This window comes from Neobacillus sp. WH10, from assembly GCF_030123405.1.
In the GTDB taxonomy this organism is placed as follows: domain Bacteria; phylum Bacillota; class Bacilli; order Bacillales; family Cytobacillaceae; genus Neobacillus.
Genome location: NZ_CP126110.1, coordinates 5,321,127 through 5,336,870 on the forward strand (window position 1 = coordinate 5,321,127; position 15,744 = coordinate 5,336,870).

Annotated in this window: 14 protein-coding genes; 4 read left to right on the forward strand and 10 right to left on the reverse strand. The window is 39.8% G+C overall.

Translation table 11 applies throughout. The annotated features are described in order from the left end of the window. Positions 1–208: 208 nt before the first annotated feature. From fabZ to spoIIID, 4 genes are all read right to left on the reverse strand, one after another. Complete coding sequence (fabZ, locus tag QNH20_RS25730) at positions 209–643, reverse strand: 3-hydroxyacyl-ACP dehydratase FabZ (RefSeq protein WP_283920748.1); 435 nt, start codon at positions 641–643, stop codon at positions 209–211. Between the two features lie 91 nt (positions 644–734). Further along, positions 735–1,058, reverse strand: coding sequence for a DNA-directed RNA polymerase subunit beta (locus QNH20_RS25735; protein ID WP_283920749.1), 324 nt, complete (start codon positions 1,056–1,058; stop codon positions 735–737). A 473-nt stretch (positions 1,059–1,531) separates the two neighbouring features. Further along, positions 1,532–2,533, reverse strand: coding sequence for a rod shape-determining protein (gene mreB / locus QNH20_RS25740; RefSeq protein ID WP_283923512.1), 1,002 nt, complete (start codon positions 2,531–2,533; stop codon positions 1,532–1,534). Between the two features lie 348 nt (positions 2,534–2,881). Beyond that, a complete protein-coding gene (gene spoIIID, locus QNH20_RS25745) occupies positions 2,882–3,154 on the reverse strand; it encodes a sporulation transcriptional regulator SpoIIID (RefSeq protein WP_040207082.1) in 273 nt (90 codons plus the stop codon). Positions 3,155–3,799: 645 nt separating this feature from the next. Between spoIIID and QNH20_RS25750 the strand changes: the two genes are divergently transcribed. Next, entirely contained in the window at positions 3,800–4,105 is a 306-nt protein-coding gene (locus tag QNH20_RS25750) for an MGMT family protein (protein ID WP_283920750.1), read from the forward strand. A 184-nt stretch (positions 4,106–4,289) separates the two neighbouring features. Here QNH20_RS25750 and QNH20_RS25755 read toward each other — a convergent pair whose 3' ends face one another. Both QNH20_RS25755 and spoIIQ read right to left on the reverse strand, forming a co-directional pair. Further along, positions 4,290–6,302: a penicillin-binding transpeptidase domain-containing protein gene (locus QNH20_RS25755; protein ID WP_283920751.1), complete on the reverse strand. Its 2,013-nt coding sequence runs from the start codon at positions 6,300–6,302 to the stop codon at positions 4,290–4,292. Positions 6,303–6,722: 420 nt separating this feature from the next. After that, positions 6,723–7,559 (reverse strand): stage II sporulation protein SpoIIQ, encoded by an 837-nt coding sequence (spoIIQ, locus tag QNH20_RS25760; RefSeq protein WP_283920752.1) that lies wholly within the window; start codon positions 7,557–7,559, stop codon positions 6,723–6,725. Positions 7,560–7,800: 241 nt separating this feature from the next. Between spoIIQ and QNH20_RS25765 the strand changes: the two genes are divergently transcribed. After that, entirely contained in the window at positions 7,801–8,238 is a 438-nt protein-coding gene (locus QNH20_RS25765) for a VanZ family protein (protein ID WP_283920753.1), read from the forward strand. A 325-nt stretch (positions 8,239–8,563) separates the two neighbouring features. Next, a complete protein-coding gene (locus QNH20_RS25770; RefSeq protein ID WP_283920754.1) occupies positions 8,564–9,019 on the forward strand; it encodes a hypothetical protein in 456 nt (151 codons plus the stop codon). 121 nt (positions 9,020–9,140) lie between these two features. Here the strand turns inward: QNH20_RS25770 and QNH20_RS25775 are convergent, their stop codons facing one another. From QNH20_RS25775 to QNH20_RS25790, 4 genes are all read right to left on the reverse strand, one after another. Continuing rightward, positions 9,141–10,406 carry a hypothetical protein gene (locus QNH20_RS25775; RefSeq protein ID WP_283920755.1) on the reverse strand — a complete coding sequence of 422 codons (1,266 nt, stop codon included), beginning with the start codon at positions 10,404–10,406 and terminating at the stop codon, positions 9,141–9,143. Next, a complete protein-coding gene (locus tag QNH20_RS25780) occupies positions 10,399–11,739 on the reverse strand; it encodes a type IV secretory system conjugative DNA transfer family protein (protein WP_283920756.1) in 1,341 nt (446 codons plus the stop codon). Before QNH20_RS25780 ends, QNH20_RS25775 begins: the two co-directional genes overlap by 8 nt. Positions 11,740–11,757: 18 nt before the next feature. Continuing rightward, on the reverse strand, positions 11,758–13,683 hold the full coding sequence (locus tag QNH20_RS25785; protein WP_283920757.1) for a hypothetical protein: 1,926 nt from the start codon (positions 13,681–13,683) through the stop codon (positions 11,758–11,760). Between the two features lie 75 nt (positions 13,684–13,758). Beyond that, positions 13,759–14,640 carry a M48 family metalloprotease gene (locus QNH20_RS25790; RefSeq protein ID WP_283920758.1) on the reverse strand — a complete coding sequence of 294 codons (882 nt, stop codon included), beginning with the start codon at positions 14,638–14,640 and terminating at the stop codon, positions 13,759–13,761. 370 nt (positions 14,641–15,010) lie between these two features. On the opposite strand from QNH20_RS25790, the gene QNH20_RS25795 reads away from it, so the two are divergent. Continuing rightward, the gene (locus QNH20_RS25795; RefSeq protein ID WP_283920759.1) at positions 15,011–15,601 is read left to right on the forward strand and encodes a TetR/AcrR family transcriptional regulator; all 591 of its coding nucleotides are present in this window, start codon (positions 15,011–15,013) and stop codon (positions 15,599–15,601) included. Positions 15,602–15,744 lie beyond the last annotated feature (143 nt).

Consider the following 15,744-nt stretch of genomic DNA (forward strand, 5'->3'; position numbering starts at 1 on the left):
TGATTGACCTTTCCAATTGGTCTTTTTTTAGCATCCCCACTGTTTAAAAAATATTTACAAGAAAAATTTTCCAACCGCTCAAAAACAAACATACAGATTAAGACGGTTAATTTCCCCCTTTTTTAACGACCAGCATTACTTGCTCACCGCTTCCTCCCACACAAAAAAACGACTGAGATTGCTCCCAGTCGTTTTCATCCAAATCCTATTATTCCTTTTTTTCCCCTAATGCAAAGGTAATTTCTGCTTCGCAGGCCACCTCGCCGTCAACAGTCGCAACGGCTTTTCCTTTTCCAATTGGACCGCGGAGCCGTACCATTTCTACCTCAAGGCGAAGCTGATCGCCAGGCTTCACCTGCTTTTTAAAACGGCAATTGTCGATTCCTGCAAAAAATGCTAAGCGGCCGCGGTTTTCTTCTTTTTTCAAAACGGCGACAGCCCCGACCTGAGCAAGTGCTTCCACGATTAAAACACCAGGCATCACAGGATAATCTGGAAAATGCCCATTGAAAAATTCCTCGTTGGCGGAAACATTTTTAATGCCGACGGCTCTTTTTCCTTCTTCCACTTCCAAAATGCGGTCTACCAACAAAAATGGATAGCGATGGGGAATAATTTCTTTAATTTGATTGATATCAAGCATTGGCTTAGTACCTCCTACTAGTAACAGATATTTATTTTCTATTCTACTATTAATGGTACACAAAAGGGAAGGGCAAACATACCCTTCCCGATTATTTCTTCTCGACTATATCCCGAATATGTGTCCAGGTTGACGATTTAAAAATATCTGCTACTTTCCCTTCGCCAAGCATTCCGTACCCTACAGCTGCACCCGCCACGAGGCTGACAAAGATTAAGACAACCAAAATAAGAAGACGAAGCCAAATTGGAATCAAGCGAATCCGTATCCGCTTGTTTTTGCCTCCTTCGGCATCTACCGAATCCACTTTAACCGGTTTCTTTGCGTCCTTACTCTTTTTCTCCGTATCGTGCTTCGCCTTTTTATATTCTTCTCTCGTTCTTGCTTGTTGCTGGTTCAGATTATTTACAGACATTCATTAATTCCCCTTTAACCGAATTCCGTTCATACCATGAGTTAATACATATTATAACCGATTTATTATATAAAAATTGCTTTTAATATAGTTCAATATCTCTATTATAAAAAATTATTCATAAATACACATTAATTTTTTCAGAAAAAAGTCAATTCCTGCAAAAAGAGCTCTAAATTTGGCAAATGGGTCAAGTTTTTTCCATATAGTTTCATTTGGATAAAAATAAAAAAGCCCAATGACCGAGGCTTGTCCAGCCTGCTTCATTAGACTTTTTGTGTATAAAATATCATACGAGGGCACGACTCTAAAAGAAAGTCAAATCTCATTTACCTGGAAGAGTCAATCTAATTCCCTCTTAGGTATTATTCAAAAAATCCCCTTAAACCCTTTTCCAAAATTAACTAAGTCTTAGGATTCAAGTTCCTTTTTCAAAAATTTGCCTTAAGAATCAGATTGATTTTTCAAAAAAATTATCCTAACTTCCGATTTGGAATTCTATCGATGTTATCAAGCATGATACCAGTACCGATCGCTACGCAATCCATTGGGTTTTCCGCAACCAATACAGGTACCTTAAGCTCGTCAGCAAGCAGCATGTCGATGCCGTGCAGCAATGCTCCACCGCCGGTTAAAATCACACCGCGGTCGATGATGTCGGCAGAAAGCTCTGGAGGAGTACGCTCAAGAACACTTTTTGCAGCTTGAACGATTACGGCAACCGATTCGCGCAAAGCACCCTCGATTTCCTCAGAACGAACGGTAATTGTACGCGGCAGACCGCTAACCATATCACGGCCTCGGATTTCCATTTCCTCTGAACGGGACCCTGGGAATACCGTACCGATGTTGATTTTAATATTTTCAGCCGTGCGTTCACCGATCAACAGCTTGTACTCGCGCTTGATGTAGCTGAGGATCTCCATGTCGAACTTGTCGCCGGCCATTTTGAAAGAGGAAGAAGTTACAATATCGCCCATTGAAAGCACTGCAACATCTGTCGTTCCTCCCCCGATGTCCACTACCATGTTACCGCTTGGCTGGAATATGTCCATACCGGCGCCAATTGCCGCCACTTTAGGCTCCTCTTCTAGATAAACCTTTTTACCGCCACTCTTTTCTGCAGCTTCCTTGATTGCCTTTTGCTCAACGCTCGTGATGTTCGTTGGGCAGCAGATCAAAATACGCGGTTTTGATAAAAAGCCCTTAACGTTTAACTTATTAATAAAATGCTTTAACATTGCTTCTGTTACATCAAAGTCTGCGATCACGCCATCTTTCAACGGGCGGATTGCGACGATGTTCCCTGGTGTACGTCCGACCATGCGGCGAGCTTCCTCACCTACAGCTAGAACACGGTTCGTATTTTTGTCTATTGCCACAACGGAAGGTTCATTCAACACAATTCCACGGCCTTTTACGTGAATCAGTACGTTAGCCGTTCCTAAATCAATTCCAATATCCCTTGCAAACATTCTCTTTTCGTTCCTCCTTGGACCCAAAATCCACATACTTTTCCTAATTGTTTATTGTATCATATTCATTAAAATTTCCATAACGATTTTATAAAAATATGAAGACTTTTGTGGAAATGTGTCGGAATTGAGGGATTTCAAAAGATTAGTTTGCTTCTTGCTTTTTAAAAAGATGGAAATCCTTTTTTCGATGGACAGGCTTTCTATTCGAAAAGTGCTCTGGGAAATGTATGTTTAGCTGCATTGTTTTTCTGATTAAAAAAGACCAGAAAAATGCAGCTTGTTTTAATTATGTTCAAGTTCTGCCGTTTTAACTTTAAATGGCCATTTGAAGAAGAAAAAGGCTGTTTATTTAACAGCCTCACCCTCCTTTTCTTCTTTTTGATATTTCATTTTTGTCGCCTCTCCACCCCTGAGGTGACGGATCGATTTATGATAATCTAGAATTTCCTTTACCTCGTTTGCCAGATCTGGATTAATTTCAGGAAGCCTCTCTGTCAAATCCTTATGGACCGTACTTTTGGATACGCCAAACTCCTTCGCAATCACGCGAACCGTTTTCCTCGTCTCCACGATATACTTTCCAATCTTGATAGTTCTCTCTTTGATGTAATCGTGCACACTCTCGCCCTCCCTAATATGGATGTGAGTAGTGTGAAATGAGACCCGCTTATCACTTCGACGAATACTGCATCCACATAGTGTTATTGGTGCCTGACACCATTAACACTATGTGGCAGAAAGTAATGTACCTTCTGATCATACAATGAATAATCATGTCCCCGACTGAATGCCCGCTAATTTCAAACGACTCTTCACCTCAAACACTCTCTTTGTAAAGGTTTGTAACCATTTTATTAGCTTGGATACGGGTTTATGCACAAAATCCACATTCGGGACAAGTCAATTCCGAGGTTAATTTGAAAATAGGACAATTTTGCTTTATTCGACAATCGTTAAAACGCCCGTTCTGACTGGGTTTTTCGTGAAAATATGGTCACAGCCATATTATTTCCTGAGAAATTTGTCGAGAAAAAAATAATTCAAAAAGCAGAAAATTATTATTTTTTTGTGGTTGTTCCGCGCATTCTCTGTTAATATACGCGAGCGAGCGAGTAAAAAAATGGGCCAGCGACGTTGCTGTAAAATTGGGCAAAAATTTTTTTCATAAGTGCCAATCATAACGTATGCCACTCCAAATATTCCCCTTTTTCTGTTATCAAATATTATATAATGGAAATACGTTGATAAGAGAGGATACGAATTATGACACCTTTTACAGAAGCTGTGGTTGAAATCATTCAAAATATACCTGAAGGAAAGGTCATGACCTATGGCCAGATCGCCGGGCTCTCCGGAAGTCCTCGAGCTGCAAGGCAGGTCGTGCGCATCCTCCATTCTATGAGCCAGAAGCATCGCCTTCCTTGGCACCGGGTCATCAACGCAAAGGGTCAAATTGCCCTCCAGGAAGACGAATCCTACAATGAGCAGTGGATGTCACTAGAAGCGGAAGGTGTTCAGGTAGGGTTGAACGGAGTGATTGATTTAGAGAAATATCAGTGGCATCCTTAATTTATAAAGAAGACTCGCCGATTGGCGAGCCCTGAAGGGCGAAGACAGAGGTGTAGTCGCCCTTATGCCTGATAGGAAAGTTTATACTTTCCTGGCTAAAAAATAGCTAGGAGGACCATTCTGGATAGAATTAGTCTGCCTAGCTATTTCAATCATGTTATTGGTACCTGACACCCAACCAATTCTATTTTATTTTTGTAAAGATGTTTTTGACTAGTTTTACTGGGATTCCAGAGCCGCCGCGGCCTTGGACGTTTTCCACCATCATAGCGACCATCAGACTCGGCTCATTCGTGTTGTAGGCGATGAACCAGCCATTTTCGACCCCAGTTTCGCCCTGCTTTTGTTTGATCTCGGCCGTGCCTGTCTTGCCCGCTAAAGGATAATCGGCCATTTCAGCTGCATGGGCCGTCCCGCTCGCGTCGCCCACAACCTTCCGTAAATCCGCTGCAATCAATCCGGCATGTTCAGCCGAGACCACCGCTTCCTTCAGCACCTGACCCTGCTTTTCGTCCGCCAATAGAACCGGCTTGATCATATTCCCGCCATTGACACTCACAAACGGCGTATAGGACGAGAGCAAGTGAACAATACTCATTTGGATCTGCCCTTGCCCGTAGCCCGAATCTGCGAGTGCAATGTCATTGTCGAGGGAACCTGTCACCGATTTCTCAAGTGGAAACGTATACCCAAGCTCCTCATCAAAGCCGAACTTCTTCAGGCCATCTACAAATGCATCTTTCCCTATTTTCAACGCGGCCTGGGCAAAATAAATATTGTCAGAAAGCACGAGGGCTTTCTCCAAATCCACCGAGTCGGTCCCCGCATGCACCCTGGTCACAAAGTAGCCGCCCCACGACTTATCCTTTTGCCATTGCGCCCCGAGGATTGGCACCGCCTCACTAGGTTTAATCGCTCCATTCGCCAGTCCCACAGCAGCAGTTAACGGCTTCAACACCGAGCCTGGCGCATAGGCCTGTTTAAACCTTGTCGTCAAAGGCTGCTGCTTATCCTCCTGCAAGGCCTTCCACTCTTCTGCAGAAAATCCAAGCGCCGCCTGATTCGGGTCAAACGACGGGCTGCTGACAAGCGCCAGCGTCTCACCGGTCACAGGATTCATCGCTGCCACCGTCCCGGCCTCACCAGCAAGCTCCTCAAACACCGACGCCTGCACATCGGCGTCAATCGTCAGCTTTACGTCCTTCCCATCGGCCACCGGTTTTTCCGCAAGCACTACTTCCTCCGATGCCGCGCCATCAGCTCCCGCCTTCTTCTTGATGACAATTTTCACTCCGCTCGTGCCCTTCAGCTGCTCATCCAGCACCTGCTCAAGCCCTCGCTTTCCAATCACATCCCGACTCGTGTAGCCCTTTTCCTTTCGCTTCGCAAGCTCGTCCTCCGTAATCGCACCGACATAGCCCACAAGCTGTGCCGCTGCCTGACCGTACGGGTAAATCCTCGCCCCCACCTTACGCGTCTGTACAGGCTCAAGCGCCACCAGCTGGGAAATCCGCTCTTTATCATCCATCGGAACCTTCTTCAACGGCACAAACATCCCCGGCTTTACCCAGCTTGCACTGAGCGCCTTATTAATCTGCTCCTTCGACATCTTCAACAGAGCAGAGAGCGGCTCCAAAACTGCCTCATCCGCCTTCCCGGCAACCACACCTACCTCATACACCTGGCCATTCACCGCCAGCCCGTTACCATTTCGGTCAAGGATCTCCCCCCGTTTCGGCGTAACCGTGCTCAAGCCAATCGTGTCGCCTTCCTTTAATTTTGGAAAAATATATTCCGTATTCCAGTCTACATACCAGTTCTTTTTATCGTCTCTTTCTTCCTCTTGCAATTTAGCTTTATGGGTAAATTGAATAGTTCCTGCAACGCTGTTCATTTTTGCGGTAAAAGAATAGTGGACTTGCTCCTTTGCTTCCTTATCCTTTTTTGGCTTTTTGAAGTCAATCTTGAGGTCAGTAATCTGCAGGTCTTCGTATATTTTTTTATAGCGGTTAGTAAATTCTTCTTTGGTGATGTTTTGTTTTGCATCTTTTGAAAGGTAATCATACATCTTATCAAACTTTTGCTTGTTCCAAAGTGCTATGTAGTCAGAAAATCGTTCCTCCGGCGTCGGCTCCTTACTGCAGCCTACAAGTGTAAAAGCTACTAGCAGGAACATGATCGCAACTAATTTTTTCAAATAAACCCCCTCCTTTTATCCCCATTATAAAACTTATATGCTATAAAAAGAAAAAAAATCCAGCTATTCACTGAATTTAGGTCTATTTATATATAAAAGAATCCACAAAGTACTAGCCTATTCTGTGGATTTAGGTAGCTGAACACGTAAATTTTTCTCCGAAGCGGTTGCTTAAAAGCAGCATAAACGCCAGAACACGTAAATTTTTTTCGAATTTTTATACCAAATGGTTTCTGGTAATTTATTATTGAAACATTAAATGTTTCGTCATATTTTGTTCATATACTTGGTGTAAGATATGTATATTCACACTTAAAACCCCCATTTGACGCATCCAGCTTTTCGCTGGATGTTTTTTTGCGTAAATTTTTCCAAAACAAAAAAAGAGGAAAAGAATTCCCCTTCCCCTTTGTTACGATATTAAGAATTTTGGTTTTCTTTGGACTTTGAAGATCCGTCTTGTTTGTCAGTTGACTGTTCGTCATCTGTAGACTTTTCAATGTCTTCAACCTTTTCTTGTTGTTTTTGGCCTGGAGTCTCGATTGATTTTTTTTCGTCAGAAACTTTTTCTTCTTGTAATGTGTTTAACGGTTTTTCAAAGTAGCTTGTTGGGTTTACAGCTACACCGTCTTTGCGAATTTCAAAATGTACATGTGTTCCAGCTTTTTCATTGAACAAGCTTTGCCCAGCCTTGGCAATGGCGTGTCCCTGTTTTACTTGGTCGCCAACCTTCACTTTTATGTCTTTAACAGATTGATATTGTGTTACAATACCTTTGTCGTGTTCAATTTCAATAACGTTACCTAAGGTTGCATCTTCTTCAACACGTATAACTTTACCGCTAAGTGATGCTGTAACATCAAACGTTTCGCCGTTTTTCATTGCCAGGTCGATACCAGTGTTTTGTAGGTAGCTATTGTTGTAAAACACTAATGCCGCTTCCTGGTCTTCTGCTTTTGCATTGAAATCATAGAATTTCACTTTTACGACAGCCTCATCGGCTTTGACCACCGGCATTTTGAAGTTTTCGAATGTTTTGTTGACTTCAACGGCTGGTGTTTCATTCTTTTTACCGGCAAGGTCCGTGGACTTGTAATCATACTTATCAGTATTACTGCTGCTCGCTTGATACCATAGAACGCCGGTTAAAATGATTGCTGCACTTGCGATATAGATGGCTGGAAATACCCAACGCTTTTTAAAAAAGCGTTTAACGCTGGAACTTTGAGAAGATCGTTTGTTTTCTTCCTCTCTCATTTTCATCACCTCAGCAATCATTCTGAACAGATAAGTAGAATTATATACACTAGTAAAAAAATTTTTTTAAAACTTATTTTTCGACAGTGAGAATGATTTTATGCATACAATGTGGAAAAAATTTTTTCGCGGGTAAAAATGAATACAGCCTTTAATTTGAAAACTAGGTATTTCCTATTTTATTCGTGCTTATGTAGCAGCAAATGGCTTTCATATATTCATCAAATAGGAGGAACTTGTTATGAAAATTGGTAAATGGGTGTTGAGGGTGCTTCCTGTTTTATATATGGCAGCGATTTGGATTATGTCGAGCCTGCCATCCAATCAATTTGTTGAGCTACCCAATTCAACAATCGACCACTACATTAAAGAATCCCTACATTTAATAGAGTTCGCGATATTGTATGTCCTGCTAGTGCTCGCCTTTTTAACACGCCGTAGTCCGTTTACGCCAGCACTGAATTTGGCATGTGTTGTGATTGCTGCCCTATATGGTGTGAGTGATGAAATCCACCAATCGTTCTATTCATACCGCTCTGCCTCATGGTTTGATCTGGTGAAAGACTTCACTGGAATTGCCGTTTGCTTCTATTTTGTGCGCGGGGCATTGTTTAAAGGAAAATTTACAGGGCTTGCGAGAGTGCTGAGCCGAGTGCGGTCGATAGGGGAATCGTTCTAGAGGATGCCACTGTGATAAACAGTGGTTTATTTTTTTGAAAAATAAACCCATCGGCTGTATCTTTTATTGCCATTTCATCATGCCTACGGACTAAAGTCTCAAAAATAATTTTAATATTCTTTTTTATCTGATTATTTATTATAATATTATTACCGGTGTTGCACTCCCCCCTTTTTCTGAATTCTTAGACCATCAATAATTGTAGGGCGGAATCGTCGCCCTTCGTGAGTACATTAACCTCTAGTGTATTCACGAGGGAGGGGACGATTCAAAACTACAAATATTGATGTAGTTAAAGGTTCAACATTTTAAGGGGGAAAATACCTTGCATCAACTTCGGGAAGTAGCTGAATTCGAGAGAATTGCGATACGTAGTTGTGTTGAGGCAAGACATTATGGTAATGCGGTTTTTAATAGGATCCGGATAGATCAATCGTATAACCTTATAAAACAGGAAATACGAAGAAACTATTCTTCCAATGACCACTTGAAGCTTAAGTGCCTAAAAGAGCTGGATAAAGTATGTGTTAAGTATCAAACAAAAATGACGAATGATCATTTTCTTGATACTGTCACCTCTGATTCTAAGCTACGACGCGAAAACGCTGAACTTCGTGAAGACCATAACCGTCTACGAAAAGACTTCAATATCGACCGTTACACGCGACTCTTTAATCAGGTAGTTTCCTTCCTTCTACAAGCGTTGGGATTAGGTAGTCTTGGGGCATTTCTTCTCCATGAATTAGGATTAGACAGTCTTTTGACTTGGCTTTTCCAGTAGTGACACCGGTAAAGCTGTCCCAAATCGTCAATGTAAGTTGACTTTTTGCGGGCAGTTTTTTTTATAAAAAAACCACACATAAAAAGGAGTCAAGACCTTTAAATTGCCTTGACTCCTTTTGTTATAAGCTGAGCTTTCTTTTTTTGTTTACTGTTTTTGAGAAGAGAATCAATTCTTTTTCTTTTAAAGCGCGAAAAACTTCTGGCCGATAGATCGGCTTTAATTGTTTACTCGTATTCATACCAGTCACACGATAATCTTGTCTCTCCACTACTCCCTGCGACCCGAACCCTCCTCTTATATTCCCAGTTTGATTTGTACTGTAGCCCCAGGATACTTGGGTGCTTTCCTGGTAACCGCAAAAATCAGACCAATATTGACAATTTGCATTTGAGCTTTGGGTAAAGATAGCAAAGGTTTTACATTTATCTATAAATTGATTTCCGCCTAGTTTAATCTGTTCTGAAATGTCTTCAACTGTAAACACGCTGCTTATGTTTTTATTTTGGTTTAGCTGGAGGATGTTATTAAGTAAATCCATATTCTGAATACGAATACCATCAAAAACGACTAAAGCCCCTTCCTCTAATGGGATATCATTAATATTCTTTAGTAAGAGTTTTAATAACAATTGAATGGTGGCTTCGCTTGATTCTTTTCTAATAGACTGTTCAACCGTTATTACAAGAATGTTTCCACCATTGATAATTTCCTGAATATTTTCTTCACCTGAAAAGATATCTCCTAAGCCATTCTCATTGATTAAATCGAAATAAGTCTCATAAAGAACAACATACTCAAAAGACGTTATAAATCTTTGAATCCGCCGCATCTCTCCCTCCGAGATCCCTGATTCGATAATCAGTTTTTCTGCGACATGTTGTTCCCCGTAATGAATTAACTCATTCAGCTTAATTGGTTGGTTAGAAGATAAAAGTGCTTTTACGACCATATTTACATAACGCCCAATATTGATCGATTCCATTTCATTCATCGGGCGATGCTGTTTAAGAAGATCTATAATAAAATCCTTGGCATCCGTCGCTGCTAAACGTGCAAATGGATTAATTGCGTCTGATTTCGAAAAATCAGAAAAGTCTAGATTCCAAATTTTTTTCTGACCCGTCATTTCTTGTTGGAAGGCATTTAAATTATTATTTAAAGGAGAGTCTTTATTCGTAAAGATCACGATTGATTTATTTTCCATATGTGATTGAAGCAGCATGTTTTTTATAAAAACTGCTTGACCTTCGTTTGGAGTCCCTGACATTAGCACATTTCCTAGCAGCTTATTTGAATTCCCTTTCGATTGAGCAGGGGTTAAATAACCGCCAATAAATTGCATTAACGGATTATGCTCACCATTAAATGATTGTAAATTACTCATGTGTCCTCTCCTTTATATATTCGTTAAATTGAAATTTAACAGGGTCTTGACCTGGTAAGGCAACAATTCCTTCCCCAATATTCAATCCCATAATATCCCAGTCTTCTACAACATTGCCCGTCACAATATGCTCCGCACTTTGGTAGGAAGTGTTTTTATGCAATAATTTTCTTGTTTGAGTACCGAACAATCCTTTTATGAAATCTCTTGTAGCCGGGTCGGTCACCCGAAAGGATACGGTTGTACTGATACCAGATAAAATGCTATTGGCTAACTCGTAGCCATAATTCTTGGGGTCTCGCACCTGTTCCACATTTTGCATGGCAATAATGAATTTTGCTCCAAGACTTCGTCCAAAGTTTATTCCGCTTTCAATATGATATAGATTCGGTAAAAGCTTGAATTCATCAATAATAAAATACACATTGCCTACACTTTTTTTACGGGACAATGCCTCTTTAATCGCTAAGTCAAAAAGCAGCTTATAAATCGGGCCTAACACACTTCCAATGGAGATATCGTACTCAATAAATAAGATTTTGCCGCCTTTGTTTCTGATAAACTCTCTAATGGAAAAATCGCCGTCTTTTTTAAAATTCCCAATAAATACTTCGCTGCAAACTTGCCTTAAGTCAGACATTACCCCTAAAGCCTGCCCCATGCTTTTTTTCGAAATGGCATCATTTAACGCTTTTAAATCTTGGCGACTTTCGAATACCTCGTTTAATTTATCAATTTGTACGGACTGAATATATCCACTTAAACACTCGTTACTAATAATGTTGAAATATTCCTCATCATGAATATCAATGGGATCGCTATTTTCATGGACACTCACTAAATATTTCATAATCCCGATTAGTACATCTCGTGCTGCAGCTGGGAAAAAAGAATTTCCGCCGCTATTTTTTATCTTCATATCAAATAAAGCAGTTGCCATCTCTCTTATAGAGGTTTCAATATCTTCATCCCCGTCGATCAGCGCTTCTTGAAGCATATTCCAATAGTCTGTAGCTGTTGAATCATTGCTGATTACTACATCCACCCCTTCACGGTAGAACTTCTCATAAAAGTCTCCTTTTGTATCAAAAATGACCATGACATCATCGTCATTTAGATGTTCCACTAATTGATCGACCAATTGAAACATTGCATTCGTCTTCCCTGTTCCAATGCCGCCAATAAATAATAGATGTTTTTCCAAAATGTTCTTAGGGAGAGGAATCTTCTGATTCGCCCCAATGAATTGTATTTTTTCTGGCGGGCTGTTTAACGTATACTGTTTCTTTAATCTCATTCCTTCTAGAATTTCTATTTCTTTTTTAATTAACATTTTTATCCCCCTTGTTCATCATCTAGATTGAGACGGTCCTGTATCTCTAGTTACAGTTTGTGATGGATTGGACGTATTGCTCCGGCTCGATTCCCTTTGAGGAGCCTTATTTTTCGGATTGTTTCCCGCCTTGTTTAGAGAAGAATCTTTGTTGTCTACCTTTTTGACATAGTCTATTGTGCTATTCTGATTTTTCGAAGGACCTTTACCTTTATCCCTTTCCTCTACCTTCTCGACAAAGCTTCCTTCGCTGCCGCTTTTCTTCTGATTCTTTCCTTGCGACTTACTGTTCTGACCCTTTGGATTCATTTTCTTTGACGAGGGCTTTTGGTTCATCTTCTCTCCCTTTTTATTCTCAGGCGTTGGATCTTTCTTCTTTTCCTCTCCCTTCTTATTCTCAGGCGTTGGATCTTTTTTCTTTTCCTCTGCCTGCTTATTCTCAGGCGTTGGCTCCTTTTTCTTTTCCTCTCCCTTCTTATTCTCAGGGGTTGGATCTTTTTTCTTTTCCTCTCCCTTCATATTCTCAGGCGTTGGATCTTTTTTCTTTTCCTCTCCCTTCATATTCTCAGGCGTTGGATCTTTTTTCTTTTCCTCTCCCTTCTTATTCTCAGGCGTTGGATCTTTTTTCTTTTCCTCTCCCTTCTTATTCTCAGGCGTTGGATCTTTTTTCTTTTCCTCTCCCTGCTTATTCTCAGGGGTTGGATCTTTTTTCTTTTCCTCTCCCTGCTTATTCTCAGGCGTTGGATCTTTTTTCTTTTCCTCTCCCTTCTTATTCTCAGGCGTTGGATCTTTTTTCTTTTCCTCTCCCATCTTATTCTCAGGCGTTGGATCTTTTTTCTTTTCCTCTGCCTGCTTATTCTCAGGCGTTGGATCTTTTTTCTTTTCCTCTCCCATCTTATTCTCAGGCGTTGGATCTTTTTTCTTTTCCTCTCCCATCTTATTCTCAGGCGTTGGATCTTTTTTCTTTTCCTCTCCCTTCTTATTCTCAGGCGTTGGATCTTTTTTCTTTTCCTCTGATTTCCCTTTCTCTTGCTTGGACTCTTTCTTCAGTTCCTTTGGAGTCTTTTCCTGTTGATTTAATTTAGAATTTCCCTCCTTTTCTCTTTCGTTTTGCTTTTCTTTCTCTTGCTTCTTCTCCCTATATTTCTCAGCGATCTTGTCTAATTTTTGTTTTAGATCCTTAAAAGTGGATTTTACCTTGTTATAATCTTCTGCTATTCGTTTAGGAATTTTTGGAGCAGCTCTTGCAAAATCTTTAACTTCTTTCGAAAAATTCCTGGCTGTCTTTTTCCACTCGCTTTTTATTTGTGAACGTGTTCTATGTTGACGATTATAGGAGTTCTTTCTAGAATTCTGTTTAATCGCTTTTTTTGAATATCCCGTGTTTTTCCGCTTTACAGGTATTTGTCTTTTCTCATTGGATAGAGACCTTGATTGTTTCTTTTTAGATGGTCTGTTCTTCCATAACTCCTGTTTTTGTCTTCCAATATGTTTATTAGCAGCAATATTTCTGTTCCTGCTATTCCTGTTACGCTGCTGACTTTTTGCTCCGATATTCCGACGAACTTTTTGACCTCTATTTCGTAGCGGTTTCTTATTTTTTGAGTCATATGTATACGAATGATCTTTTTGCCTTTTAGGAGAGCCATCTCGTCGTTTTGACTGCAGCCTTTTTGTTTTGTCTTTGAATTTCGGTCTAAGTCGGTTATGTTTAGACTGCAATTTATGTGCTTTCCTTTTCTTACGCACTCCTTTATCCCTATTCATTTTTTGATTAGCTGCATTTACTTGCTTTGTACGCAAGTTTTGTGGCTTATTTCCATTCGATTGCTCCCTCTTCGCTTTCCCTTTCGGTTGAGATAACTTTTCAAATTCTTTTGACGCTAAATCTATAATGGCCATACAATAAGCAATAGCAGCTTCTATTATCCTCAAAAAGCCCAATTTATCCCTCCTCCCTTATTCATTGAATAAAAAAGTTACTAATATTCGAGAATATCAGTAACTTGAACACCTACCTTAATAAGCAACATATTCGGCTCCTAAATCTTGTAGTCTCCCAATTCTTTCATCAGTATCAGGGTGAGTAGAATACATGGCTTTTAATATTCCAATATCCGGGCATTGGCCGGCTACACGGTCTAATGCTGAAGCTAGCTCTGAACCATAGCCTAAATCTGCTGCAAAACGATCTGCTGCAAATTCGTTTTGCCGAGAAGATGCTTTAATAAACAACATTCCGAACATCGTCCATGCCCAAACAGGAAATTGCATGATAACCCCATGCAGCTTTTCACCCACATTTTCTGATATCATTCTAAGCACAAACCCTAAAGGAATGGTAAGGATAATCCATATAAGCCTAATGAACCAAAGTGCAATATTAATAAATATATTTCCGACTGTAATAGCTAATAAAAAATCCGTATCTTTATGTGAAAGATGCCCGAATTCATGGGCTAAAATAGCCTCAATTTCATCCTCAGGAATATCCAGCAGCCCTTGGGTTACACATACTGTTTTTCTGCCTGTTGCAAAAGCATTGGGAATAGGACTCTTGTGGATAAACAGCTTTATATTGTCTGGTAAAGTAGGATCTTTAATTTTTGCTTTTTGATAAACATTATCAAATAATGGTTTTAATTTTCTCTCTAAATCCCGCCGCTTAATTGGCCTCGACCCCGTTCTAAGCCTCAAAATAAATTCACCTATAGGCGACAGCATGACAGCAAGGGAAATCAGATAAAATAAAACACAGAAGAAGATGAAGGACAAAGATTCTCTAGGATTTGTACCTGATTGGAAAAATGGTAGAAAAAGCAGAGAGTTTAGTAGCATATAAACAATGATTCCCCAATTGCTCTTCTTTTTGAGATTTTTCAAAAAGCTAATTAAATACATTTTCAGTCTCCTCCTTATATTTACACAACTTGCATTTCTAAGAACAAAGTCATTGGAAACAATTATCTGCAAGTAAAATCCTAAAATTCGATGTGTCCCATTTAAAATACATTAATCTTCTTGTATTTTGTTTCGTTTAGAGAGCATTAGCGTCCCAAAAATACAATAGTTCCTATACAATAAAAGAAAACATGTTCTCCAATGACTAACGCCTAAGTTTGGTTTTTATAGGATTTTCATTTGTAATCAATTGGGCTGTTCGTTTACAACCGACCGGACGGTTAGTTTCCTATTTTATTTTATTTGCACTTTTCTGATAACTCAATGGGCTTTTTTCCCATTTAATTAATAATGCACGGGGGCATTTTACATGGCTAAAGAATTAGAAAAAGGAACAAAAAAACTTATATTAGATGTAGCTTATGAACTATTTGCCAAACTTGGGTATGAACAAACTCCTGTAAGTTTAATCATGGAAAGAGTAGGTAAATCAAAAGCAACATTTTATGCCCATTTTAAAAGAAAAGAAGATATTATGTTGAATATTGTTGACCAGCAGGTGTATCGAAATTCTAGCTTTATTCAAGAGGTAGTCCACCCCTATATCCGCCAAGATAATTTTGAAATATTGGAGTTTTTTACAGGATACTTTCAAATTGGGCTGCATTTAGAAGATCGGAAAGAATGGACATTAGTTTATAATGATCTCATTCGGCTGTCAGTTACCGATGAAGTAATTCGAACGAAGCTTGCTAATGTGCATGATGGATGGATTAAATTGTTTGATATGGCCCTTACAAGAGCAATTGAATTAAAACAACTTCCAGAAGAGTTGAATAAGGAGGCCATTATTAAGTCCATTCTTTCTTTATATAAGGGAATCCATTTAGAAAGAGTGTATGGAAGCGGACCGAACATGGAACAAATTCATTATTTTTTAAAACGATTGCTTTCTTTATAAAACGAGCCATAGCCACTAACCTGTTCCATATAAGACTAATTTAGAGGGAAAAATAAAAAGACTGACGCAAAAGAGCCGTTATTCAACGATCTTTTGCGTCAGCCTCTGCTTTTTTACTTTAAATTGTCACCGATTGTTCCAAT